Source organism: Stakelama marina, from assembly GCF_018122655.1.
GTDB lineage: Bacteria > Pseudomonadota > Alphaproteobacteria > Sphingomonadales > Sphingomonadaceae > Sphingomonas > Sphingomonas marina.
The window spans coordinates 1,295,981-1,319,682 of sequence record NZ_JAGRQC010000001.1; the positions used below are offsets into that span (position 1 = coordinate 1,295,981).

The 23,702-nt window shown below is 58.8% G+C and carries 23 protein-coding genes and 1 pseudogene; 22 read left to right on the forward strand and 2 right to left on the reverse strand.

What is annotated here, in order from left to right; translation table 11 throughout:
- The first annotated feature begins 5 nt into the window (after window positions 1–5).
- The 6 genes from J7S20_RS06200 (at window position 6) to J7S20_RS06225 (ending at window position 3,110) form a co-directional block, all read left to right on the forward strand.
- On the forward strand, window positions 6–755 hold the full coding sequence (locus J7S20_RS06200; RefSeq protein ID WP_284053336.1) for an alpha/beta hydrolase: 750 nt from the start codon (window positions 6–8) through the stop codon (window positions 753–755).
- Window positions 752–1,198: a dUTP diphosphatase gene (dut, locus tag J7S20_RS06205; protein ID WP_284053337.1), complete on the forward strand. Its 447-nt coding sequence runs from the start codon at window positions 752–754 to the stop codon at window positions 1,196–1,198. Before J7S20_RS06200 ends, dut begins: the two co-directional genes overlap by 4 nt.
- Window positions 1,195–1,602: a hypothetical protein gene (locus tag J7S20_RS06210; protein ID WP_284053338.1), complete on the forward strand. Its 408-nt coding sequence runs from the start codon at window positions 1,195–1,197 to the stop codon at window positions 1,600–1,602. Before dut ends, J7S20_RS06210 begins: the two co-directional genes overlap by 4 nt.
- 3 nt (window positions 1,603–1,605) lie before the next feature.
- Entirely contained in the window at window positions 1,606–2,355 is a 750-nt protein-coding gene (locus tag J7S20_RS06215; protein WP_284053339.1) for a HesA/MoeB/ThiF family protein, read from the forward strand.
- Window positions 2,343–2,666 carry a DsrE family protein gene (locus J7S20_RS06220; protein ID WP_284053340.1) on the forward strand — a complete coding sequence of 108 codons (324 nt, stop codon included), beginning with the start codon at window positions 2,343–2,345 and terminating at the stop codon, window positions 2,664–2,666. The genes J7S20_RS06215 and J7S20_RS06220 overlap by 13 nt, the downstream gene beginning before the upstream one ends.
- 144 nt (window positions 2,667–2,810) lie before the next feature.
- Window positions 2,811–3,110: a DUF2061 domain-containing protein gene (locus tag J7S20_RS06225; RefSeq protein WP_284053411.1), complete on the forward strand. Its 300-nt coding sequence runs from the start codon at window positions 2,811–2,813 to the stop codon at window positions 3,108–3,110.
- A gap of 91 nt (window positions 3,111–3,201) precedes the next feature.
- Here the strand turns inward: J7S20_RS06225 and galU are convergent, their stop codons facing one another.
- Window positions 3,202–4,068, reverse strand: a complete 867-nt coding sequence (gene galU, locus J7S20_RS06230; protein WP_284053341.1) for a UTP--glucose-1-phosphate uridylyltransferase GalU — start codon at window positions 4,066–4,068, stop codon at window positions 3,202–3,204.
- A gap of 107 nt (window positions 4,069–4,175) precedes the next feature.
- Between galU and wecB the strand changes: the two genes are divergently transcribed.
- The 3 genes from wecB to J7S20_RS06245 all read left to right on the forward strand — a co-directional run bounded on the left by wecB (window position 4,176) and on the right by J7S20_RS06245 (window position 8,169).
- Window positions 4,176–5,309 (forward strand): non-hydrolyzing UDP-N-acetylglucosamine 2-epimerase, encoded by a 1,134-nt coding sequence (gene wecB / locus J7S20_RS06235; protein WP_284053342.1) that lies wholly within the window; start codon window positions 4,176–4,178, stop codon window positions 5,307–5,309.
- The gene (gene wecC, locus J7S20_RS06240) at window positions 5,293–6,591 is read left to right on the forward strand and encodes a UDP-N-acetyl-D-mannosamine dehydrogenase (RefSeq protein ID WP_284053343.1); all 1,299 of its coding nucleotides are present in this window, start codon (window positions 5,293–5,295) and stop codon (window positions 6,589–6,591) included. The genes wecB and wecC overlap by 17 nt, the downstream gene beginning before the upstream one ends.
- 294 nt (window positions 6,592–6,885) lie before the next feature.
- Entirely contained in the window at window positions 6,886–8,169 is a 1,284-nt protein-coding gene (locus J7S20_RS06245) for an exopolysaccharide biosynthesis polyprenyl glycosylphosphotransferase (protein WP_284053344.1), read from the forward strand.
- A gap of 9 nt (window positions 8,170–8,178) precedes the next feature.
- Here J7S20_RS06245 and J7S20_RS06250 read toward each other — a convergent pair whose 3' ends face one another.
- Window positions 8,179–9,171, reverse strand: a complete 993-nt coding sequence (locus tag J7S20_RS06250) for a M48 family metallopeptidase (protein ID WP_284053345.1) — start codon at window positions 9,169–9,171, stop codon at window positions 8,179–8,181.
- An 83-nt stretch (window positions 9,172–9,254) separates the two neighbouring features.
- Here J7S20_RS06250 and J7S20_RS06255 point away from each other — a divergent pair, with 83 nt between their 5' ends.
- The 13 genes and pseudogenes from J7S20_RS06255 to rfbG all read left to right on the forward strand — a co-directional run bounded on the left by J7S20_RS06255 (window position 9,255) and on the right by rfbG (window position 23,692).
- Window positions 9,255–9,611, forward strand: a complete 357-nt coding sequence (locus J7S20_RS06255; protein ID WP_284053346.1) for a hypothetical protein — start codon at window positions 9,255–9,257, stop codon at window positions 9,609–9,611.
- Between the two features lie 225 nt (window positions 9,612–9,836).
- Window positions 9,837–10,478 carry a polysaccharide biosynthesis/export family protein gene (locus J7S20_RS06260; RefSeq protein WP_284053347.1) on the forward strand — a complete coding sequence of 214 codons (642 nt, stop codon included), beginning with the start codon at window positions 9,837–9,839 and terminating at the stop codon, window positions 10,476–10,478.
- A gap of 18 nt (window positions 10,479–10,496) precedes the next feature.
- A complete protein-coding gene (locus tag J7S20_RS06265; protein WP_284053348.1) occupies window positions 10,497–12,701 on the forward strand; it encodes a GumC family protein in 2,205 nt (734 codons plus the stop codon).
- Entirely contained in the window at window positions 12,694–13,899 is a 1,206-nt protein-coding gene (locus J7S20_RS06270) for a tetratricopeptide repeat protein (protein ID WP_284053349.1), read from the forward strand. The genes J7S20_RS06265 and J7S20_RS06270 overlap by 8 nt, the downstream gene beginning before the upstream one ends.
- Before the next feature lie 25 nt (window positions 13,900–13,924).
- Entirely contained in the window at window positions 13,925–15,292 is a 1,368-nt protein-coding gene (locus J7S20_RS06275; RefSeq protein WP_284053350.1) for an O-antigen ligase family protein, read from the forward strand.
- 3 nt (window positions 15,293–15,295) lie between these two features.
- A pseudogene (locus tag J7S20_RS06280) lies at window positions 15,296–15,427 on the forward strand (integrase core domain-containing protein); the annotation flags it as partial.
- Window positions 15,428–15,809: 382 nt separating this feature from the next.
- Window positions 15,810–16,874, forward strand: a complete 1,065-nt coding sequence (gmd, locus tag J7S20_RS06285) for a GDP-mannose 4,6-dehydratase (RefSeq protein ID WP_284053351.1) — start codon at window positions 15,810–15,812, stop codon at window positions 16,872–16,874.
- Window positions 16,874–17,806, forward strand: coding sequence for a GDP-L-fucose synthase (gene fcl / locus J7S20_RS06290; RefSeq protein ID WP_284053412.1), 933 nt, complete (start codon window positions 16,874–16,876; stop codon window positions 17,804–17,806). The genes gmd and fcl overlap by 1 nt, the downstream gene beginning before the upstream one ends.
- A complete protein-coding gene (locus J7S20_RS06295; RefSeq protein ID WP_284053352.1) occupies window positions 17,806–19,068 on the forward strand; it encodes a WcaI family glycosyltransferase in 1,263 nt (420 codons plus the stop codon). The genes fcl and J7S20_RS06295 overlap by 1 nt, the downstream gene beginning before the upstream one ends.
- An 81-nt stretch (window positions 19,069–19,149) precedes the next feature.
- Window positions 19,150–19,884: a class I SAM-dependent methyltransferase gene (locus J7S20_RS06300; RefSeq protein ID WP_284053353.1), complete on the forward strand. Its 735-nt coding sequence runs from the start codon at window positions 19,150–19,152 to the stop codon at window positions 19,882–19,884.
- Between the two features lie 26 nt (window positions 19,885–19,910).
- Entirely contained in the window at window positions 19,911–21,716 is a 1,806-nt protein-coding gene (locus tag J7S20_RS06305; RefSeq protein ID WP_284053354.1) for a hypothetical protein, read from the forward strand.
- A gap of 84 nt (window positions 21,717–21,800) precedes the next feature.
- Window positions 21,801–22,589, forward strand: coding sequence for a glucose-1-phosphate cytidylyltransferase (locus J7S20_RS06310; RefSeq protein WP_284053355.1), 789 nt, complete (start codon window positions 21,801–21,803; stop codon window positions 22,587–22,589).
- Entirely contained in the window at window positions 22,586–23,692 is a 1,107-nt protein-coding gene (gene rfbG, locus J7S20_RS06315; protein ID WP_284053356.1) for a CDP-glucose 4,6-dehydratase, read from the forward strand. Before J7S20_RS06310 ends, rfbG begins: the two co-directional genes overlap by 4 nt.
- Window positions 23,693–23,702 lie beyond the last annotated feature (10 nt).

Below are 23,702 nucleotides of genomic sequence, written 5' to 3' on the forward strand. Positions count from 1 at the left end.
GCGCGATGGGAACGGTTCAGCCGCCCGCGCAACCACTCAATCTTTACTCGCGCACCTTTTCCGAGACCAAACCAGGCAACGTCCGCTCACTGATCGTCGTCCTTCATGGCGACGCACCGGATGCGGCATCCGACAGCTATCATTTCGCGCGAACCGCTTCGCAAAAGATACCCGATTCGGCGGTCGTGACACTGTTACGCCCCGGCTATTCCGATGCCGAAGGCAATCGCTCGCCGGGCGAGCGCGGTCACATGACTGGCGATGCGCTTACCCCCGACCGCATTCGCACGGTTGGCGACGATATCGAACGGCTGAAGACGCGCTATCCGCAATCGGACGTTATTCTGGTCGGGCATTCGACAAGCGCCGCGATGGCGGCCGACCTGGCGGGCACGCGCGGCGGCCTGATCGACGGCATGGTCCTTGTCTCCTGCCCCTGCACATTGCCCGAATGGCGGAAATACATGGCCGGGCGCGATCCCGATGGCGGCTATGCGCTGCCGAGCAACAGCCTCGATCCGCTTCAGACGGCGGGCGGCATTGCATCCGACATGCGCGCGGCGATCCTGGTCGGCGGTCGCGACGAGACCACGCCCGAACGCTTTTCGCGCACCTATGCCGAAGCGATAGCGCTGCGCGGGATCGACACCGATTACCGAGTGCTGCCGGCCCAAGGACATGACATCTTCAACGATGCAGACGTGCTGAACGCCACCGAACGGCTGGCGGCATCGTTACCGAGAAAGACACCATGACCGACCCGATCGACATCCTTATCCGCAGGCTGGACCATGGCGTGGGGCTCCCCCTGCCCGCTTATGCAACAAAGGGGGCAGCAGGCATGGACGTTGTCGCGGCAGAGGAGCTGGTACTCGCCCCGGGTGCGCGGCACGCGGTTGCGACGGGGTTCGCCGTGGCGATCCCGCACGGCTATGAGGTTCAGGTTCGCCCACGCTCCGGGCTTGCGCTGAAACATGGCATTACCTGCCTCAACACGCCCGGCACGATCGACAGCGACTATCGCGGCGAGGTGAAGGTCATCCTCGCCAATCTGGGTAGCGAGCCCTTCGCTGTCGCACGCGGCGACCGGATCGCCCAACTGGTGCCAGCGCCGGTGCAGCGCGCCGAACTGATCGAAACCGCCGATCTCGACGAGACCGCGCGCGGCTCCGGCGGATTCGGATCGACAGGACGATGATCCGCACGGCGGCCCTCGTCTTCCTGTCGGCCTCGGTCGGCCAGGCCGGGGCGCCGGAACTACGCTTTCCGGTCGATTGGGAAACCCTGACGCCGCTGCCCTATCGCGATCCTCCGAAGATCACTTCACAAATGACCGATTTCGTCGGCCGCGAGATTTTGACCGGCGGGTGCTCGCGCCCGACGAAGGTCAACGGCCACCGCGAACTGCGCGTCGATGTCGCCGTGCTCCTGTCGGCAGATGCCGAAATACGCGCCACCGTGCCCCACGCCGTACATTGTCCGACGGTCGAACAGTTTACCGCGGGTCTCGTCACCACGTTCGCGCGCAACAATCTGAAAGCCGATCCCGGCGCCGCTGCCGGCTGGTATCGGGCAACCGTGGTCTATGTCTGGGACAATTGATCGATGCTGAGCGATGCCCAGCTCGAACGCTATGCCCGCCATATCGTGCTCAAGGAGATCGGCGGCGGAGGACAGGCGCAGCTCCTCAAGTCGCACGTCGCGGTGATCGGCGCGGGCGGCATCGGCTCGCCCGCCATCCAGTATCTTGCCGCGGCGGGGGTCGGACGGCTGACCATCATCGACGATGACATGGTCGACCTTTCCAACCTTCAGCGACAGACGATCTTCGTCACCGGCGATCAGGGCAGCCCAAAGGCCGATTGCGCAGCCGACCATGTCGCGCGCCTCAATCCCGAAATCGCGGTAACGGCGCGCCGCGAGCGACTGGAAGACGATAATGTCGCGGGCCTGCTCGACGATGCGGATGTCGTGCTCGATGGGTGCGACAATTTTGCTACCCGGCTTACGGTCGCCGATGCCTGCCTTTCGGCGCGGATACCGCTGGTATCGGCTGCAGTCGGTCAGTTCGAGGGGCAACTCGGCGTGTTCCGCGGGTGGGAAGACGGCAAGCCATGCTATCGCTGCTTCGTCGGCGATCGGCCCGACCGCGAAGCGGTCAGCTGTGCCGAACAGGGCGTGTTGGGTGCGCTGACCGGCGTGATCGGCAGTCTCGCCGCGCTCGAGACGATCCGTCAGCTCGTGCCGTTCGGCGACGACAGCGCGGGCAAGCTCCTTATCGCCGACACGCTAAGCCTGCGCTTTCGCACGCTTAGCCTGCCAAACGACCCAGGATGCCCGGCATGCGCGGGCTGACCATCATCGTTGCAACGTCCGACCATGATCGCTTCCACGCAGCGCTCACGCTGGCGAGCGCCCATGCTGCGCTGGGTGCGCGCACGCGAATCTATTGTCACGGAGCCGCCGTGGAATTGCTGCAACGCGGCGACGGCCCGCACGGACCGCTTGTAACGACCGCCCTAGAAACGGGTGTGAAGCTGCTTGCCTGTCAGACCGGGCTTGCGGACGCAAACCTTTCGACCGACCGGTTGATCCCCGAAGTGGAGATGACCGGCATGGTCAGCCTCCTCGCGGAGCTGGCCGATGATAGGCTGGTTACGGTCTAGTGCCAACATTCCTCAGACAGCGATTTTCTGCATTTGCTATGTGCAGGACTTGAATTGCAGCAAGCTTTCGCCCAAGCAGCTTTCGTCTGGGTATCGCGGCTGTCCGTCGATTCAGATTCAGACACCCACAACCGAGGTCGAAGAGTGTTTCTATTTCGTGGGGTCGAAAGCCACCCTCGTTCGCTGGTTAAAGCGCTGTCTTGGCGGGTTCTCGGTAGTATCGATACGTTCATCCTGAGCTGGCTGTTCAGCGGCAACCCTGCAATCGCTGTTTCGATTGCTGGTACGGAAGTGTTCACGAAAATATTTCTTTTTTACTTTCATGAACGCCTGTGGGCGATGGTGCGATGGGGACATGTCAGGCCATCGATGGAGAATAATCCACAGTCGTCGGGACACGAGCGCTCCGACACTACTGAGCAGCCGCTAAGCAGTGAGAGGTAGGTGGTTCTCCGACCTGGTTCAGCGACCCGGGAAGAGCATCGCGATCAAGACTTAAATGCAGTTCACTCGGTCGAGGCTTTCGTCCGCGCCATCAAAGTAGTTCTTTTGCGAAACTGCGAACTTTCGCCCCGAGGTCATCGCGCTGTAGGGCCAGAGCAAGGTTTGCGCGAATGAAACCCGCCTTGTCACCGCAATCATAGCGTTCACCGTCGAACGTGTAGCCATGGAAGGGCTGCTTGCCGATCAGCTTCGCCATCGCGTCGGTCAGCTGGATTTCACCGCCCGCCCCCGGGTCCTGATCGTTCAGGATGGTCATCACTTCGGGCTGAAGGATATAGCGTCCGGGGATCATCAGGTTGGACGGTGCCGATCCCGGCGTGGGTTTCTCGACCAGCGCCTTCACCTCCGTCACGCGTCCATCACGGTCGCCCGGGGTAATGATGCCATATTTGTCGGTCTCGCCAGGATCGACCTCGAGGGCACCGATCACATTGCCGCCGACGCGCTCATAGGCGGAGATCATCTGCTTTAGAAAGCCCGGCTTTCCTGCCATCAGTTCGTCGGGCAACAGAACCGCGAACGGTTCATCACCCACGATCTCGCGCGCGCACCAGACAGCATGGCCGAGCCCTAGCGGCTCCTGCTGACGCACATAGACCGGCGAACCGGGCGTCATCCGTGTCGATGCGAGCGGCTCAAGCGACTTGCCGCGCTCCTGCATCGTCGCCTCGAGCTCATAGGCCATGTCGAAATGGTCCTCGAGCGCGGTCTTGTTCCTGCCGGTCACGAAGATGATCTGCTCGACCCCGGCTTCCAATGCCTCTTCGACCGCATATTGAATCAACGGCTTGTCGACGACGGTCAGCATTTCCTTGGGCATCGCCTTGGTCGCGGGCAGGAAACGCGTTCCCAACCCGGCAACGGGAAAAACTGCCTTGCGGAGCGGCTTGAAAGTCATTCGAGAGTTCTCCTTGTTGACGGCGAGATAGCGAGAGCCGGACGCGCTAGCAAATGCGCCGACATGATTAGTGCGGAATTAAACCTGGACCACTATCGACACATATCATGACGACGAGTTCCAAAATCATGGTGGTCTTCGGCACCAGACCCGAAGCGATCAAAATGTTTCCGGTGGTCAATGCCTTGCGCGACACTGGCGAGGTAGAGGTTCGCGTCTGCGTCACCGCGCAGCATCGCGGGCTGCTCGACCAGGTCCTCGAAATCGCCGGTATTACACCGGATATCGACCTCGACCTGATGGAGCCGGGCCAGTCGCTCGACGCGCTCACCGCCCGCCTGCTGAACAGCCTTGGCGCGACGCTGGATAGTGAAAAGCCAGACCGGGTGATCGTACAGGGTGACACGGCGACTGCGATGGTCGCGGCACTGGCCGCATATTATCGCAAAATCCCCGTATCGCATGTCGAGGCGGGGTTGCGCTCGGGCGACAATTATCAACCCTGGCCGGAAGAGGTGAACCGCCGCATCGTCGCAACGATCGCCGACCAGCATTTTCCGCCGACCACGACCGCTGCCGATAACCTGCGGCGCGAAAATATCGACCCGGCGGCCATGCTCGTTACGGGCAACACCGTGATCGACGCCCTGCATGCCACGCGCGCCCGGATCGACGCCGACCCCGCCCTTGCAAGCGGTCTCGACGGTCTCGCCGAACGATTTTCGGGCAAGCGCATCATTCTCGTCACAACGCATCGTCGCGAGAATTTCGGAAGCGGCATGGCAGAGATCGCGGATGCGATCGGCAAGATCGCCGCGCGCCCCGATACGGCAGTTATTTTTCCGATCCATCCCAACCCGAACGTGGTGTCGGTGATGGATGACTTGCTTGGCGACCGGCCCAATATCGCACGAATCGACCCGCTCGATTATCCGCACTTCATCCGCGCATTGTCGCTCGCCGATATCGTACTGACCGACTCGGGCGGCGTTCAGGAAGAGGCCCCGGCGCTCGGGAAACCCGTGCTCGTCATGCGCGACACGACCGAGCGCCCCGAAGGTGTTTCCGCCGGCACCGCGAAACTCGTCGGTCCGCATGCCGATCGCATTGTTACCGAAATCTCAACCCTGTTGGACGACAAGGCAGCTTATTCGGCAATGGCCCGCGCCCACAATCCGTTCGGCGACGGCCATGCCGCAACACGGATTGCGAGGGTTGTCGTCGATGGTTTCGGACACTGAACTGAGGGTTGCCGTTCTCGGGCTCGGCTATATCGGCCTTCCGACTGCTGCCGTAATCGCCCGATCGGGCGCGCAGGTGCTCGGTCTCGACGTCGATGAAACAGTGGTCGCGACGGTCAATTCGGGCAAGGTACATATCGAGGAGATCGATCTGGACGGGCTGGTATCGGGTGTCGTCGCTCGCGGAAATCTTCGCGCCTCGACGCAGATCGAGCCCGCCGATGTCTTTGTCATCGCCGTTCCGACGCCCTTTGCCGAGGACCATGCCCCCAATATCGGTTACGTGCTTCAGGCTGCCACCAATGTCGCAGCAGCAATCAAGGCGGGCGATGTCGTCATCCTCGAATCGACGTCACCGGTCGGTACGACGGAAAAGGTTGCCGAACTGCTCGCCAGGCTGCGTCCCGATCTGAAGGTCCCGGGCCACTGCTCAGGTACCCCCGACATTGCCATCGCCTATTGCCCGGAGCGGGTGCTGCCGGGCCGCATCCTGGTCGAACTGATCGACAATGACCGCGTCATCGGCGGCATCACGCCGCGCTGCGCGCGCAAGGCGCTGCAATTTTATCGTCGCTTCGTCCGCGGCGCCTGCGTCACTACGACCGCCAAAGCCGCCGAGATGACCAAGCTTACCGAAAATGCGTTCCGCGACGTCAACATCGCCTTTGCCAACGAGTTGTCGATCGTTGCCGACAATGTCGGCGTCGATGTCTGGGAAGTCATTCGCCTCGCCAACCGCCATCCGCGCGTGAACATTCTGTCGCCCGGCCCGGGTGTGGGTGGTCACTGTATCGCGGTGGACCCGTGGTTCCTGGTCCATGGCGATCCCGAAAATACGCCGCTGATCCGCACTGCGCGCGAAGTGAATGACGGCAAGATCGGCTATACGATCGGCCGGACCGAGGCCCTGATCGAAACGATGCCGGGGGCGCCGGTTGCCTGTCTCGGCCTCGCCTTCAAAGCCAATATCGACGATTTTCGTGAGAGCCCCGCACTGAAGATCGCAGCACATCTCGCCGCCCGCTTCGGCGACCGCATTCGGATCGTGGAGCCATATGCGAAATCGCTGCCGGCTCAGTTCAACGGCACTGGCGCGACGCTGATCGACATCGACGAAGCGATCGAAGATTGCCCGATCTTCATCACGCTGGTCGATCATGAGGTCTTCAAGTCGATCCCCCTCGACGAGCGCAGCGACAAGATCGTCTATGACGCGCGAGGCATCTGGCCCGATCAGCCAAAGAAGGAAACGCACCCAGACGCGCTGCGCCTGACGGCATAACAGTCTCCGCAAGGCAGTCCGCCTGCATGATAGCCGCTATAGGGAGCCAAGTTTCGGCTGAAGCGTTGGCATGGTGCTTGAACTTGCACGTTTTTGGGCCGATCACTATCGGGTGGGCGCAACATCGCATTGATGCGGAGAATCACTCTGTCCTTGGGGGAAAATCCTGCTGAACGTCTGGCTGACGGCGCGGAGTCGTTTCGGTCCCCTGAGCCCATGCTTATCGCAACTGGTTCCGAGGCTCCGAGACGATCCTCCCGAATTCTACGGGTTCGCGCGGCGATAGGCCTCGTGTTGATCGATAGCACTGCGTTGCTGGCAAGCTTCACGATTGCGAACTGGGCACGATCGGGTCCGCTGCAATCGTCCCCGATCTTGTTCGCCGTCTCCGCGTTGATTTTTTATTTCATCATCGCCGGTGATCGCCATGCTTACTCGGCGGAAAGCCTTAGACGTGCTTCGGTTGCGGTCAGGCGCAGTATACAGTCGCTGACCTGGGCCATGGGCGTCGCCTTGCTGATAGTCTTTTTCACAAAAACAAGTACGGCATTCCCGCGACTGACTATCGGAGCGGGGTCTGTTGGCGCCTTTTTTCTCATGGCGACGATGCGCTATTATTTTGTTCGGAACCTCGAAAGAGCGATTGGCGGCAATCCTTTCCAGTCGCTGCTGATCGTCGACGGCGACGCTCGAAAGCCGAATAGTCCGTTCACGTCCGTTATCCAGGCTGATCGGCGGCTCGACCCCAATCTCAATGCTCCGGAACTATATGGGCATATGGCCGCATCAGCTCGCAGCGCTGATCGCATCGTCGTGGCATGCCCACCGGAACGGCGCGCCGCCTGGGCTCGTGTACTGAAGGGAGCGGATATCCAGGGCGAGATTTACATGCCGGAACTATCCGTCTTCAAACCACTGGGCATGGAGAATGTTCGCGGCGAAACCTCCCTGATCGTCGCGGCGGGACCGCTCAACCTGATGGAACGGAGCATAAAGCGGGCGTTCGACCTGTCTGTCGCCGTTACCATGATAATTCTGCTGTCCCCCATCCTCCTGATGACGGCTATCGCCATCAAGGTCGAAAGTCCTGGCCCCGTCCTGTTCCGTCAAAAGCGTTTCGGGCGCGGTAACGAGATGTTCTCGGTGCTGAAATTTCGCAGCATGTACGTTGATTCCAGTGATCATAGCGGCAACCGATCGACGGCACGCGATGATCGGCGCGTCACGCGGGTTGGCCGTTTTATTCGACGGACGAGCATCGACGAGTTGCCGCAGCTGTTCAACGTGCTCATCGGCAATATGAGCATCGTCGGGCCCCGCCCCCACGCGGCCGGTTCGCGCGCAGAGAACAAGTTGTTCTGGGAAGTCGACCGGCGGTATTGGGAACGGCACACGGCCAAACCCGGCTTGACGGGGCTTGCACAAATCCGCGGTTTCCGCGGCGCGACCGAACGCGAACGCGACCTTCTCGACAGGCTCGATTCAGATCTTGAATATTTGCAGGGATGGACAATCTGGAGCGATATAAAGATCGTCATTCTGACGATCAAAGTGGTCCTTCACCGCAACGCGTTCTGATACGATCGACTACGCGCCATCGCGGGCTTTGCCGTTGATCTCCAAAGGCTTGTCCCGATCGTTCAACAGTTGCATCCAGATCGGAGCTTTTGGCTCGGACTGATATCGGGTCGACATTTTGCGCAGCAGGCTCGCGCGTTCTTTCCAGCCGTCGTGCGTCCCGTCGGACAGGAAGCCGCCCAGCTTCCGCCCCGGCCCTTCCCAGAAATCCGCTGCAGCGACGGTCCGATACCCCGCGTTGCCCATAAGGAATATGCTCAGAATATCAGCCTGCCGCTCGGTCTCGCGGATGGCCGAGCCGTTTGCGCCGAGGCCCGCGAATATTCCGTGCGACACCCCCGCCCTGTCCAAGCGCTCGGGATGGTTGAGTACGACGTGAGCAAACTCATGCGCGATCACCGCCGCAAGCTGATCGTCGTTCGGAATCATGTTGAGCAATCCCGATGTCAGTTGCACGGTCGACCCATCGGTGCCGGCATCGCGACTGCCATCGACGTCCAAATCTATTTCTCCGGCGCATGCACGAACTGGCGACATATCGACGACCTGTTTTGCGCCTCCACGCACGACTACCAGGTCTATCTCACTCTGCGCCGCATCGAGCTGGCGGTTGACCGCCGACACCAGGTCGACTCCCGTGACATCGGGTAGCGGATGCCCGGCAACGGATACGATCGAATCGCCTTGTTTCAGGCCCGCCTCGGCCGCCGGCCCGCCGGGCACAACCGCTTCCACCCCCAACCTGGTTTTGAAGCCATAAGTTCGAACCGCCAGGCTGCGATATTTTCCTTCATATTGCCCCAAGGCATGCAGAATGACGCCGAAATCTGCCTTATGAGCTTCGCAATAGTCGCTGTTCGCCCTCGCAAGCCGATCAAAAATCGTATGAACACGCAGATCGGCCGTTCGCAAACCGACAAGCTGCTGCACGGGCGACACATTGGTGTTGACCGCACAGCCGGACAGCAGGGCGCCCAGAATTCCGCATACCGCAAATCGCAACCTCACCCTCTGTCGTCTCCACTGTGACGAGGCCAAATCCTAAGTTGTTGCAAAACTATCGCGCTGGGGGAGCATTTCGCAGCATGTCCAACGAACTGCGGTTGCTTTTTAAGGTGAATCGCGTATCGCATTGGACGGTTTTACAAAATGAAGGAGCCGACGTAATGCGAATTTTGAAGATGGCAGCAACGCTTGGCGCGGCGGCCGGATTGATGGGTTCTACGGTGGCGATGGCCGCCCCCGCAACGCGCGCGAACACCGCGCTTCCGACGGCGAACAAGACCGTGGCAACCAACGGCGTTCGCACCTCGGCAGCGGTCAAGAAGGACAGCAAGCTGTCGTCCACCGGCTATGTCGTGGCAGCTCTGGCCGCGGCAGCAGTCGTTGGCGGCATCGTGGCTGCGGCCAGCTCGGACAGCAATGCGGACAGCCCGGGCTAAGGTATTACTGTCGATAGAATAGGAGCGCGCGCGGATAGCCGCGCGCGCTTTTTTTGATTTCTGTGGAAAATTTTCCGCTTAAATTTTGGCGGGTCAGCACTTTCCTGCTTCTGGACGGATTGGCTGGAAGCCGAAGTCATCTAGAGCGCTGGAGCTTTAATGGTTGTTTTGCGTCGAGCGATATTGGCCGCTAGTGTTGTTATGCTCGGCGGTTGTCAGCACTCCATGAACGCGAAGGGCTTGCCGAGCGGCGACGCCGCTTACGCGATGTTCCCGGAACCAGATTTGACCAGACAGGCAACATCGTATGAAATCGGCCCACTCGATGTTCTTAGCATAACGGTATTTCAAGAGCCTGACCTCAGCTTCTCAGGAACTGGAAACCAGCTCCAGGTCGATGCGGCGGGGAATATTTCATATCCGTTGCTGGGTACTGTCCGGGCGGCTGGCAAAACCGCGCTCGAGCTGTCGAATGAAATCGCGGCGGCGCTTGGCCGCAAATATCTGGTCGACCCGCAGGTATCTGTGACGGTGGCTGCATCGATTTCGCAGCGAGTGACGGTGGAAGGCGATGTCAACAAGCCAGGCACCTATGAGATCAATGGCACATCGACGCTGCTCGAGGCGCTGGCGCAGGCGGAGAGCCCGACCGAAGTGGCAAAGCTCGACCAGATCGTGATTTTTCGGCGCGTGGACGGTAAGCGGATGGGCGGTGTGTTCAACTTGAACGACATTCGCGAAGGCAAGGCGGCGGATCCGGAGATAAAGGGCGGCGACGTCATTGTGGTCGGGTTCAGCGCGGTGAAGGGAGCCTTTCGAGACTTGTTCAAGGCCGCGCCGTTTTTCAATGTTTTCCGTTATTTTTAAGATCGGGATTTTCTTTTCGTGAACTACGAGACCCTGCCTTCGCCTGATCGTCCCGCAGCGGTGCGGGATCCGGATATCTATCCGGAAAGCTATGGCGATCATACGGGTGGCTTCGGGATCGACTTTCACGCGATCTGGCTGATCATCAAGCGCAATCTATGGCTGATCGGCGGGATCGTCGCGGTGGCGGTGGCGATCGGTCTGATCGTCACGATGCTGATGACACCGCAATATGTGGCGACCGCGAGCGTTCAGATCGACCAGCAGGCAGCGCAGGTGCTCGACAGCAAGCAGGATGTCGAGCCGGCGGCTTCCTATCAGGACGCCGACCGTTTCCTGCAGACGCAAGTCGACGTTCTCAATAGCCGTGCGATGGCGGTGCGCGTGGCGCAGGCGCTGGGGCTGTTCAGCGACAGCGACACCTTCTTCAAGCAGATGGAGATGACGCCGCCCATCCCTGACCCGGCGATCAAGCGCGAGACCCAGCTGCGCGACGCGGTGCTGGAGACGATCGCGAACAATCTGTCCGTGACATTGCCGCGAAACTCGCGCGTCGCGAGCATCTCCTTCGAGAGCCCGGACTCCAATTTGGCGGCGCGCATCGCCAACAGCTATGCTAGCGAATTCATCAAGAACAATCTGCAGCGCAAGTTCGACAGCACCGCCTATGCGAGAAACTTTCTCTCGCAACAGCTGGGCGAGGCGAAGGCGCGGCTCGAACAGTCCGAGCGCGATCTCAACGCCTATGCCCGCCAGGCGGGACTGATCAAGACCGACCAGACCAACCCTGACGGAACTGTCACGAGCAAACCGGCATCGGTCACCACTTCCTCACTGGTCCAGCTCAACCAGTCGGCAAACGACGCGACTGCGGCGCGGATCGCGGCCGAGGAGAAATGGCGCACGGTACAAAGCACGCCGCTGCTCAGCATCCCCGACGTGCTCGCCAACAAGGCAATTCAGGACCTGCTCCAGCAGCGCGCGACGACCAACGCCAATCTCAATGACGAGCTTGCCCGGCACCGTGAGGCCTATCCCACGGTGATCCAGCTCAAGGCGCAGCTTGCCGAGATCAACAACCAGATCAACTCGATCGCGACCAGCATCAAACAGTCGATCAAACAGCAATATGAAGCTGCACGCGATCTCGAAACCTCGCTCAACCGCCAAGTCAACCAGCTCAAGGGCGAGACGCTCACCGAGCAGGACCGTTCGGTGCGCTACAATATCCTGGCGCGTGAGGCGGACACCAACCGTACCCTGTACGAAGGGCTGCTCCAGCGCTTCAAGGAAGTAAGCGCGGCCGCCGGCATTACCGCGAGCAACATCTCGGTGGTCGACGAGGCCAATGCGCCGATCATCCCCTCCTCGCCCAAGCTCGTGCTCAACCTGGCACTCGCGCTTCTTGCCGGACTCGCGCTTGCCGGCGGCGTGGTGTTCATCCGCGAACAGCTCGACGACGTCATCCGCAGCCCCGAGGATATCGAACGCAAGCTGGGTCTGACGACGCTCGGCGTGATCCCGACGTCAGAGGCCGAGGTGCTGATCAAGGATCTCGAAAACCCCCGCTCCTCGGTATCGGAGGCTTACAACTCGCTGCGTACCGCGCTGCTCTACTCGACCGCCGACGGCCTTCCCCAAGTGCTCCACATCACCAGCAGCGGCCCGGGCGAAGGCAAGTCGACCACCAGCTACGCGCTCGCCACCAGCCTCGCCAAGCTCGGCAAGCGCGTCGTGCTGGTCGATGTCGACCTGCGCCGCCCAGCCGTCCATCAAACGTTCGGCATACCCGCCGAACCCGGCCTTACCGACCTGCTTACCACGGACCGCGACATCACCGGCGTCGTGCGCGAAACCGGTATCGACAATCTCACCATCGTTCCGTCGGGTCCCGTTCCGCCCAGCCCCACCGAGCTGCTCGGCCACCCCCGCATGCTCGAAACCATGGATCAGCTGAAGCGCCTGTTCGACGTCATCATCCTCGACGGACCGCCCGTTCTCGGCCTCGCCGATGCACCCCTGCTCGCCTCCATCGCCGGCAACACCATCTTCGTTGCAGAAGCCAATCGCGGCCATCGCGGCGCCGCCAAAACCGCCATCCGCCGCCTGCAAACCGCGCATGCCCATATCCTCGGCGCCGTTCTCACCAAGTTCGACCCCAAAAAATCCTCGTCCGACTACGGCTATTACGGATACAGCTACTACCGCTACGGCAATGAATAACCCCAACAAATCGTCGCTGATACGCCCCATCGCGGCGACCATCGGGGCCCTATTTATCGCTATCCTATCCATGATGAGCGGCACCGACCGCATCATCGCAGAAAACGGTCTCGCCAAGGCACCCTTTTTGGGCGGCAAGGCGGCCGGAGCCTACTCGACCGCACTAAGCAGAGCAGGAGACCGAACCGGCGCCATCGTCGCAGCGGAGCAATTCGTGCGCACCGACCCAATCGATCCGGCAGCAACCGCGATTTTGGGTTCCACCTTGCTCACCGACGGTCAGGACGAAGCTGCGCAGCGCGCGTTCCGGGTGGCTGGGCAGTTAGGTTGGCGCCAGGTGTCGGTGCAGCTCTACTGGCTGGCTACAGCCCTTGCCCTGAACGACACGAACATCGCGCAGCAGAGGCTGGACGCGCTGATGCGACTGGACGTCAACAATGAGCAGGTCAATTCCGCGCTACAGCAGCTCGAAGCCACCCCCGAGGGGCGCCGCGCACTGGCCGGACTGCTCGTACAGGATCCGCCTTGGATGCCCCGCTTCCTCGCCGACGCCGGACATCTGAAACCCGATGAACTCGTCACGCGCGAGAGGACCATCGCGCTTGCACGCAAGCAGGGTGCCGATCTTGATTGCGGGAGTCTTTCGCGCGGCGTTTTCTATCTGATCTCGCGAAAATATATCAAGGAAGCCAAGCAGCTCTGGCAGAGCGGCTGCGGAAGCGATTCTTCGAAATTCATTAACGACGGCGACTTCGAACAATCGACGCCGGAAGAGAAAAACCCGTTTACATGGAACTTCCCCAAGGAAGCGGGTATCGAGGCGAGCGTCGAACCCGCGCCACGTCCGCTTTCGGGACATGCTCTCAAGATCAAATCGACACTGTCGGTGCGAAAGGTCGGGGCCTATCAAATCCTCTATTTGTCACCTGGCGGCTATCGTCTTTCCTGGCAGAGCTGGAGCCAAGGCCGAGCGCCTGATTTCAGTATTATACCCCAGGTCATCTGCAATCAATCGCGGCGCGAAGCGACCGATCCAGCAACGACCATTTCGAACGATGACCTGACAAGTAGCCTGATCTTCCATGTGCCGAATGCTGACTGCGCAATACAGACGTTCTCAATCGTCAAGCAGGCGGCTGGATTTGGACAAAATGATACGGGGTGGGTCGACAAAATTGCCATCACACCAGCACCATAAATCGCGGCCAAGGCACCGGGGTCCTGTGCATCGGCCGCCGGCAATCTTCATCTGGTCAGAATGGCGCACTCTGATCGCCGCTGCCCTGCTAGTCGTTGCGATTCTGTTCGGTGGCGGCGGAACACCCGCGCCCGGCAGCGAATTAGTGGTGGAACTTGCCGCAATTGCCGCGGCAATTGCCTGGTTCTGGCTGGCCTATCTGCGCGGAGAAGCGATCGCACCCGTGCGCGATGGCAGTTGGCTGGTTGCGCTATTCGCGCTTATCGCAATTCCCCTAATGCAACTCCTCCCGCTGCCGCCCTCTCTGTGGCATGCCTTGCCGGGACGCGGCACGGAAGTCGAGGCGCTTGGCCTTGTGGGACGCGCGAATACATGGATGCCGATTTCGGTATCTCCGACACGCACATTCGCCTCGCTTCTGTCGCTGGTTCCCCCAATCGTCCTTGCGATCATGGTGGCCTCCCTGTCGCGCGGTCAGCGAACAATATTGATAATATGCCTGGGCGCGCTAGGCATTTTGTCAGCGTTGATCGGCACCGTTCAACTCGCAAGCGGGAACGCCAACTGGCTTCGTTTTTATTCCGACACTCACTACGGCTTCTCGACTGGCTTTCAAGCTAATCGCAACGCCCAGGCGGACATTTTGTTAATCTCTGCTACGGCCATGATCGTCGCCTTCTGGCAGGCCGGACCCTCACAAAACAACCGGTTACTGCGGGCCATCATGCTGGCGGGTGCAGCGCTTCTGCTGCTTTCTATCATTTTTACCGGGTCGCGGACAGGCCTAGCGCTGATCCTTATTCCGCTAGTCGTGGCTATCATGACATTGGTGCCGAAGAAGGCACTGCTCGGGCGCAAGGGGTTGCTAATGATCGGCGCTGGACTGATGGTAATCGGCGGTTCGGCATATGCGCTACATGGAAACAACCGGGTCAACAAAACGCTGCAACGGTTCGACGATTTAGAGGATGCGCGCCCGAAAATCTGGGAAGATTCATTGTACACCGTTTCCCAGACTTGGCCCATTGGAACCGGGGTTGGAACGTTCCAAAGTATCTTCCCGTCCGAAGAGCGCCTCGAATATGTTCGCCCCAACTTCGCCAACCGCGCGCATAACGATTATCTTGAGTTCGTTATCGAATCAGGCGCTGTCGGCATCCTTTATTTGCTGGCGGTCCTCGTTATCGCCGGAATCCGAATAATTAAACTTAACCGGAAAATCGGACACGAAGGATTTTATCAAGCGGCTTTCGTAACGGGCAGCTTTCTCATATTATTTTTTCATTCGATCGTAGACTATCCGCTGCGCTCAATGTCGCTCGCTTGCATTGCGGCTCTTTGTGCGGGGCTGCTTTCGGGTTCGACTGTTGATGACGTTGAGTCTGAACCGTAACCAGCGGAATGCCTGAACCAGCATTGGTTCATGAGCCTCGATGACGCGGTTCGAAAATGCGAGGCTTGGCCTAGAGACTACAACGAAGTACAACCACACAGCGTTATCGGGAATAAACCGTGCATATCGCTGTAAACCGCCCCGAGATTGCCGGAGGCCCAACTCCTGAGAGGAAGGGTCAAGGAGCAAGACGACGAACAAGTTCTCACCTGAGGTTCGCGAGCGAGCAGTCCACTGGTGCTGGACATGGTCTGAGCCCGAAGTTTCTACCAGCTACGATTAGAGCCGAGCGGTTGTTTGCACTGCTACCCAACATTGGACCAAGCCGGTCTGGAGTTTTCCGCCTTTCCCAGGTCCGGTGGGCTGGTCTCACCGGCTGAGGGTGCCAGCTGGGGGTCACGTCAGCTACACTCGGCTATTGTCGTTGTGCGATGCGGCACGAATGCGCTAGGCGAGGGGATCAATTCGACGTAGGAACCGGCTAACTTGGGATAGAGTCAAAATTGGGATTTGTAGCATGACTGGAAAGACCGCTCTCGTGACAGGAGTGACCGGCCAGGACGGGGCCTATCTAGCGCAGTTACTGCTGGAAAAAGGCTATGTCGTCCACGGCGTCAAGCGCCGCTCCTCCTCATTCAACACGGGCCGGATCGAGGATATCTATCAGGACCCGCACGTCGATGGACCGCGTTTCCATCTCCATTACGGGGACATGACTGACAGCACCAACCTGATCCGGATCATTCAGGAAACCCGCCCCGACGAGATCTATAACCTCGCCGCCCAGAGCCACGTTCAGGTCAGCTTCGAGACTCCGGAATATACCGCCAACGCCGACGGCATCGGCACGCTGCGCATGCTTGAGGCGATCCGCATCCTCGGTATGGAGAAGTGGACGCGCTTCTACCAGGCTTCGACGTCAGAGTTATATGGCTTGGTTCAAGAGGTCCCTCAGCGCGAAACCACCCCGTTCTACCCGCGATCGCCCTATGCCGCCGCGAAACTCTACGCCTACTGGATCGTTGTCAATTATCGCGAAGCCTATGGGATGCACGCGTCGAACGGCATCTTGTTCAATCACGAGAGTCCGCTTCGCGGTGAAACCTTTGTCACGCGGAAGATCACCCGAGCCGTTGCCGCGATCAAACTCGGGCGACAGGAAAAGCTTTATCTCGGGAATCTCGACGCGCAGCGCGACTGGGGCCATGCACGCGAGTATGTGGAAGGCATGTGGCGCATGCTCCAGCAAGACATTGCCGACGACTATGTGCTGGCGACCGGTATAACGACGCGCGTTCGCACCTTCGTCGAATGGGCTTTCAAGGAAACGGGAATCGAGATTGCATGGAAGGGCAAAGGCGTAGACGAAAAGGGATATTGCGTGGAAACCGGCAAGTGTCTGGTCGAGGTCGATCCTCGCTACTTCCGCCCGACCGAAGTCGATCTGTTGATCGGCGACCCCACCAAGGCTCGCGAGAAGCTTGGCTGGACCTACCAGACGACCCCACAAGCCCTAGCCGCCGAAATGGTTCGAGCTGACCTCGAAGTCATGCTCGAAGCACCGATCGCTAAGGACGCATGATGTACGCCTTGGAAGGAAAGCGTGTATTCGTCGCTGGCCATCGGGGGATGGTCGGCAGTGCGATCGTCCGGCGCCTCGGCTGCGAAAATTGCAATATTCTTATGGCCTCGCGAGACGAACTCGATCTGATGGATCAAGCTGCCGTCCGCCAGTGGTTCGATGCCAATCGGCCCAATGCAGTGTTTCTTGCTGCGGCCAAGGTCGGAGGTATCCAGGCTAACAATAACTATCCGGTTGATTTCCTTTACAACAATTTGGCCATCCAGACCAACGTGCTGGATGCGGCGCACCGAACCAACGTGGAAAAGCTTCTCTTTCTCGGGTCATCCTGCATTTACCCGAAGCTGGCGCCGCAGCCGATCCCGGAAGAGGCACTGCTCACTGGGCCTCTGGAACCGACGAATGAATGGTATGCGATCGCGAAAATTGCCGGGATCAAGCTGGCACAGGCTTATCGAACGCAGTTCGGTGACGATTACATCTCGGCAATGCCCACCAACCTTTACGGCCCAGGTGACAATTACGATCTTTCCAACAGCCATGTCCTACCTGCCCTGATAAGAAAAGCGCACGATGCCAAGCAATCCGGCGCCGACGCCATCACCATATGGGGCAGCGGCACGCCGATGCGTGAATTTCTTCATGTGGATGACATGGCGGATGCGTGCGTCTTTCTTATGAAAAGTTACTCCGGTGATACGCACGTCAATGTCGGCTACGGTTCCGACATCACGATCCATGATGTTGCACGATTGGTTTGTGAGGTCATCGGTTTCGAGGGCGACATCTTGCTTGATCCAAGCAGACCCGACGGCACGCCCCGTAAGCTCATGAATTCTGACAAATTGCGCGCGATGGGATGGCTTCCCAAGATCGGCCTAAGCGAGGGCATTGCCGATGCATATCGGGCATTTCAGCAGGCCAATTGCTGATGCGGATCCTGATAATTAGCTTGAACTACGCCCCCGAACCGACCGGAATCGGATTGTACAGTGGCGAACTTGCGCAATCCCTTGCCGAGATGGGCCATGATGTGTCGGTGATCGCGGCAAATCCACATTATCCCTACTGGAAGCTGTTCGGCGGCTATGGCCGCTACGGCTGGACCAGCGCGAGCGAATCCGGCGTTCGTGTAACGCGCTGCCCGATCTACATTCCGAAATCCGCCAGTGGCGGCAAGCGTATCCTCCATTATTTCAGCTTTCTCGTTAACGCGCTGATTCCGACGCTATGGAGAACGATCACCGACCCGCCGGACGTAGTTTTCTGTGTCGCGCCTTCACTGATTTCGGCGCCCTTGGCTTTGCTGGCGGCTCGCCTGTCGGGCGCGACGTCATGGCTACATGTTCAAGACTTCGAGGTCGAAGCTGGCTTTGCGACGAAACACATGTCCGAAAGCGGTAAAATCGCAAAGCTTGCTCGACTATTCGAAGCACAGATGATTGGCGCTTTCGACCGGGCAAGCAGTATTTCTAGAGAAATGTGCGCCAAGCTGGTCGAAAAGGGCCGGGCCGCTGACGGCGTATATGAACTTCGGAATTGGGCGGATATTTCGCGAATACATCCGCAGTCAAGCTCGGGGTTTCGAGAGCGCTGGGGCATCGCGACGGAACATGTCGCGCTTTACTCTGGCAGCATCGGCAGAAAGCAGGGCATCGATCTCATCGTGGACGTCGCTCGTAAAATGCGCGATCGGAACGATCTGACCTTCGTCATTTGCGGAAATGGGCCCACGCGTGGGCCAATGGAGGCAGCCGCCCAAGGGATGGACAATATCCAGTTCCACGACTTGCAGCCGATCGAGGACCTCAACGAGCTGCTCAATCTTGCGACGATCCACCTGTTGCCTCAAAGGGCCGATGCGGCTGACCTAGTTCTACCTTCAAAAATGGCAAATATGCTTGCATCAGGTCGACCGATCGTGGCGGGCGTCACAACCGGCCACGGGCTCGCAAGAGAAGTCGAAGGTGCAGGGCTGGTTTGCACGCCGGAAAATGCTGATGCAATGGTCGATGCGATAGAGCGACTGATCGATAACCCATCAAGCTATCGTCGCTACGCCGACGAGGCCGCTGATCGCGCGCGCAAACGCTGGAGCCGCGCCGAAATCATCGGTCGCTTCGCTCATGTTCTCGGTGATCTGATCGCCGCCAAGGACACGAGTCGGCTCAAGAACCATGGCCAAAGAGCCTAGCGCATGGTTTGACCGATTGGATAATCCCATCGGGCGAGTGCGCATGATAAGCGCCTGATGAACTAAAGAAGGGTCTGCAAATTGAATAGGGTTCTTGCTCCTATCTACCCTGAAGTCGGAGCCGGGGGCTTCACGAAATTTGACGGCACCGTCGAGTTCTATGCCCGGATCAATGCCTTGCTCGAGCCGGGCATGGAGGTGGTCGACCTGGGCGCCGGTCGCGGATGCCAGTTCGAGGACGAGGTCAGATATCGTCGAGACCTGATCACGATCCAGGGTAAAGTCGAAAAGGTGATTGGACTGGACGTCGATCCAGCTGTCATGAAAAATCAGCATGTCGACGAGCGATTGACTTATGACGGCGGCAAAATGCCGTTGGCCGACGGTTCGGCCGACCTGATCTTTTGCGACTGGGTTCTTGAGCACATTGAGAATCCAGGGGTCTTTTCCTCGGAAATCGGTCGAGTATTGAAATCCGGGGGCTGGTTCTGCGCCCGTACGCCGGCCAAGCACTCGTTAATCGCCACGGCGAGCCGAGTCGTACCCAATCGACAACACTCCAGCACACTCGAGAAAATACAAGACGGGAGCCGTAAAGCTGAAGATGTCTTTCCCGCCTTTTATCGTCTAAATACGATCGGTGCGGTCAGGGCGCATTTTCCTGCTAAGAAGTGGGAAAACTACAGCTACACCTACTCGTCTGAGCCATCGTATCATTTTGGAAAGACTTATGTAGCCCGACTGATTGCTGCGGTTCAGTATCTGAAGTCACCCTTCGGCGGAGAGAGCCTGCTGGTATTCGTTCGCAAGCTTTGAGACATGTCGAGTGTGTATTTTAGCAGGTGAAATCATCGCCTCAGAGCGCAAAGCGCAGCCAATTCGGCTTTCAAACGTTATCTGCGTCGGACAACATCAAATATCGTTTGGCTTGGACTGATATGGGTGAATTCAGCCGTAGGTCTATCTTGATCGCTGGCACGGCGGTGCCGGCGATTGTTCTGATCCGGTCCTTTGGAGGAAGGGCTGCCGCGTCCCCCTTCAAGCTAGGGCTGTTCACCGAGGCGACAGGCGCTTCGATACCTGCGGATCAGGATGTCGTAATGACGTCTGGCCATGGCCGGGTCGGGTTGGGTGCGGCAACATACCATTTCGATTCCGCTGTAACAGCGGCGCAGCGTGCGGCTTATCCGAATGCAATCTTCGTCGCGGCGGATGGCCGCCCCTTTCGCTTGCAGGGCAACCGGCCTGAACTCGCCATGTTCGGTGGTCGCCCGGATTGGCGTGGATCGCTAAATTCGAGCGGCGACGTTATTACTCGGTCGGGAACGAACAACGCAACTACGATCCAGCGTGCGCTCGGATATTTGCAAGATTTCGGCGGTGGTACACTCGAGATCGCAGGAAGCTACGGCTTTGATTGCCCCGTCGGCATCATCATTCCCGAAAATGTCAGTATCGCTGGAAATGGTCCTGAAGAATCGAAACTCGTGCTGACTGGCAAGCGGCTCGCCCCGGTCTTTTTGTGGGGCACTTATGGTCCCGCGATACGGACGCAGATCACACCAGTCGCTGAAACGCGCTTCGACATTGAGAATGCCCCGAGTGGCTCGCTGCAAATTCGACTTCGAAACCGGAACGACGCATTTGCCTTTCACGCAGGCATGATCGTTTACATCGAAGGAATGCGGGAAAAGACGCACGGCAATTTGACGACGCCGAATTTGCTGCGCCGGATCACCGGCGTAAACCCAAGCGACGGCAGCATCGCGCTCGCGCAACCATTGGACGATAACTATCGGTCCAGCGCTCTCGGCTCCGCTGGCGTTCGTCGCCTAAATATGGGTACCCTGCCCTCGACGGATCAATACACGACAGATGTCACCGGCAGGAAATGGCCACTTTTCGTCGCTACAAGAACGTCGATTACCGACATCGCGTTTGTGCAAGGGCGCGGAATCGGCTGGCCGACGCTGTATACTTCAGCATTTGATTTCACAGTCGACAACGTCGTCATGGAGGGGACCTATTACTGGGGCATGGATCCGGCAACTAACGGTCGCGTCACCAATACGCGCTGGACGTTTTCAAATCGAGCTCTCGAAGCAGCGTATGGTTCGAGCGACGTCGTGTTCGCCGACTGTGCAGCCAGCCGGATGGCGGGCGGTAAGGCTCAGGACAATGCACCTTTGGTCTGGACCAACCCTGCGGAAGGGGGAAAATCCCTCGTATTTGAACGGTTCATATTGAAAGATCCGGCGAACAAGCGGATCGGCGACGGCCACGGCACGAACGTAGCCTTCGGGCTAGTCAATTCTCAGTTGATCGATTCGGCTTCGACCGCACCCGCAGGTGGAATTGGGTTCTTCATCGGTCAATCGAGTGTGGTCAGGGGTTCGCAATTCGTCGCGAACCGAACCTCGCACCAAGCAGGCATCTCGTTTCCATCCGCGATGATCCGCGATGGCTTGTTCGAGCACAATATCGTGAACGCTGCTGGGGCTGGCGATGCATCGATTGTGGTCATGGGAAACGGGCAGGTCCTGAACAACGAAATTGGGCCTAGTGGCCGAAAGTCGCCTGCAGACCGGGTCATTCGGGGAAAGGGGCCCGGTAATCCAGCTATAAGCGGCAATCAGACGGGCGAGTGATCCGAACACCTATTGCGGCGCAACATGCTTGTTGCTAGGCCGTCACCGGGCACGAGATCCTGAAAATGCTGGAGGGTACGAGGCATGCAAGTCGTTTTGCTATGCGGTGGCAAAGGAACGCGACTAGGCGAAGTCACCGGCAATTCAGTACCCAAGCCGATGGTGCAAATTGGGAGCAGCCCAATACTATGGCATATAATGCAACAGTACGATGCTGCCGGGTACAGGGATTTTGTGATTTGCGCGGGTCATCTAAGCTGGTCGATAAAAGAGTATTTCTTAAACTTCCACGCCCAGCGGGCTGATGTAACGATTTCGACAGCTGCGGGCCGTCCTGTCAAGTTTCACGACAGCTCCGATGTCGAAAATTGGAACGTGACGATTGCCGAGACTGGTGAAGAAACGATGACCGCGGGACGCGTGAAGCGCATCGCCAAATATATCGATGGCGATGATTTCATGCTTACTTACGGAGACGGCGTCGCTAATGTCGATCTCAACGCCCTTGTCGAATTCCATAAGTCACATGGGAAGATGATGACGATGACCGGGGTAATTCCGCCCGGGCGATTTGGTGAGCTGGTGATCTCGGGAGACCAGATTTCCGAGATGAACGAAAAACCGATGGCGTCGGATCGGTACATCAACGGCGGCTTCATGGTCGTTAAAAAAGCGTTCATCGAGCGATTTTTGTCCGGCGATGTCGACGATATCATGCTGGAGCGGGAACCTATGATGGAAGCCGCCAAGGCCGGCGAGATGATGCTATTTCGCCACAACGGTTTTTGGCAGTGCATGGATACGCTTCGTGACTGGCAATATCTGAATGCACTTTGGAACGAAGGCAGGGCGCCGTGGAGTCGCGACCGGTGAGTGCCCCCTTTGACGGTGCGTATCGCGGCCTGAACGTGCTTGTAACCGGGAACACCGGTTTCAAGGGAAGCTGGCTCAGCCTATGGCTCAGCAAGCTTGGTGCGAAGGTAACCGGATTTTCGATAGATGTGCCGACGAACCCGTCGCTGTTTGAGCTGGCGCATATCGCGGAACTGGTCGATCATCGCTTCGGCGACGTCGGTGATTTCGAGGCAATAAAGCGGCTCATTTCTGAGGTGCAACCCGATCTTATCTTCCACCTGGCGGCGCAACCGCTTGTCCGCCTGTCCTATCGAGAACCGCTCGCAACGCTGGCAACCAATGTGATGGGAACCGCAAACCTGCTTGATGCAGTTCGAACATGGGGCGAGAAATGCGACGTTGTCGTCGTCACATCCGACAAATGTTATCATAACGATGGCCGGATCGAGGGGTATCGCGAGACGGATCCCATGGGTGGTTACGACCCCTATTCAATGAGTAAAGGAGCTGCCGAGCTGGTCGTCGACAGCTGGCGAAACAGCTATTTTCGGGCTCCAGACAGCAGCGCTCGAGTGGCCAGCGGTCGCGCTGGGAATGTGATTGGCGGGGGCGACTGGGCGGCGGATCGCATCATTACCGATTGCATCGCAGCGCTCACCAAAGATGAGCCGATCGGCACTCGCAATCCGCTCGCAACGAGACCTTGGCAACACGTGCTTGAGCCGCTGAGCGGTTATTTATTGCTTGGAAGTCAATTACGCGGCGGCGCCCCGGTCGACAAAGGTTGGAACTTTGGCCCCGATCAGGACAATATCAGAAATGTACAGCAACTCGTCGATACCCTCTTGACCAAATGGGGATCGGGATCCGCTATTCACTTGAATGAAGCTGGCGCGCCAAAAGAAGCGATCGCACTTTCGCTAAACATCGAAAAAGCAAGAACGGAGCTCGATTGGTTTCCGGTATGGGAATTCGATCGGACGATTGCCGAAACTGCCTTCTGGTACAGAAAATGGTTCGAAGGCGCCGACATTCGTTCACTGACGGACGCACAAATCGATACCTACATGGCCGACGCTGCGAAACTCGATGTGCGCTGGGCTCGACCGGAATCGGCCTGATCAAATGACA

Coding starts and splice junctions, on each gene's coding strand:
- J7S20_RS06200 (WP_284053336.1), top strand. CDS start 6: ATGGGAACGGTTCAGCCGCCCGCGCAACCACTCAATCTTTACTCGCGC.
- dut (WP_284053337.1), top strand. CDS start 752: ATGACCGACCCGATCGACATCCTTATCCGCAGGCTGGACCATGGCGTG.
- J7S20_RS06210 (WP_284053338.1), top strand. CDS start 1,195: ATGATCCGCACGGCGGCCCTCGTCTTCCTGTCGGCCTCGGTCGGCCAG.
- J7S20_RS06215 (WP_284053339.1), top strand. CDS start 1,606: ATGCTGAGCGATGCCCAGCTCGAACGCTATGCCCGCCATATCGTGCTC.
- J7S20_RS06220 (WP_284053340.1), top strand. CDS start 2,343: ATGCGCGGGCTGACCATCATCGTTGCAACGTCCGACCATGATCGCTTC.
- galU (WP_284053341.1), bottom strand. CDS start 4,068: ATGACTTTCAAGCCGCTCCGCAAGGCAGTTTTTCCCGTTGCCGGGTTG.
- wecB (WP_284053342.1), top strand. CDS start 4,176: ATGACGACGAGTTCCAAAATCATGGTGGTCTTCGGCACCAGACCCGAA.
- wecC (WP_284053343.1), top strand. CDS start 5,293: ATGGTTTCGGACACTGAACTGAGGGTTGCCGTTCTCGGGCTCGGCTAT.
- J7S20_RS06255 (WP_284053346.1), top strand. CDS start 9,255: ATGTCCAACGAACTGCGGTTGCTTTTTAAGGTGAATCGCGTATCGCAT.
- J7S20_RS06260 (WP_284053347.1), top strand. CDS start 9,837: ATGAACGCGAAGGGCTTGCCGAGCGGCGACGCCGCTTACGCGATGTTC.
- J7S20_RS06270 (WP_284053349.1), top strand. CDS start 12,694: ATGAATAACCCCAACAAATCGTCGCTGATACGCCCCATCGCGGCGACC.
- gmd (WP_284053351.1), top strand. CDS start 15,810: ATGACTGGAAAGACCGCTCTCGTGACAGGAGTGACCGGCCAGGACGGG.
- fcl (WP_284053412.1), top strand. CDS start 16,874: ATGTACGCCTTGGAAGGAAAGCGTGTATTCGTCGCTGGCCATCGGGGG.
- J7S20_RS06295 (WP_284053352.1), top strand. CDS start 17,806: ATGCGGATCCTGATAATTAGCTTGAACTACGCCCCCGAACCGACCGGA.
- J7S20_RS06310 (WP_284053355.1), top strand. CDS start 21,801: ATGCAAGTCGTTTTGCTATGCGGTGGCAAAGGAACGCGACTAGGCGAA.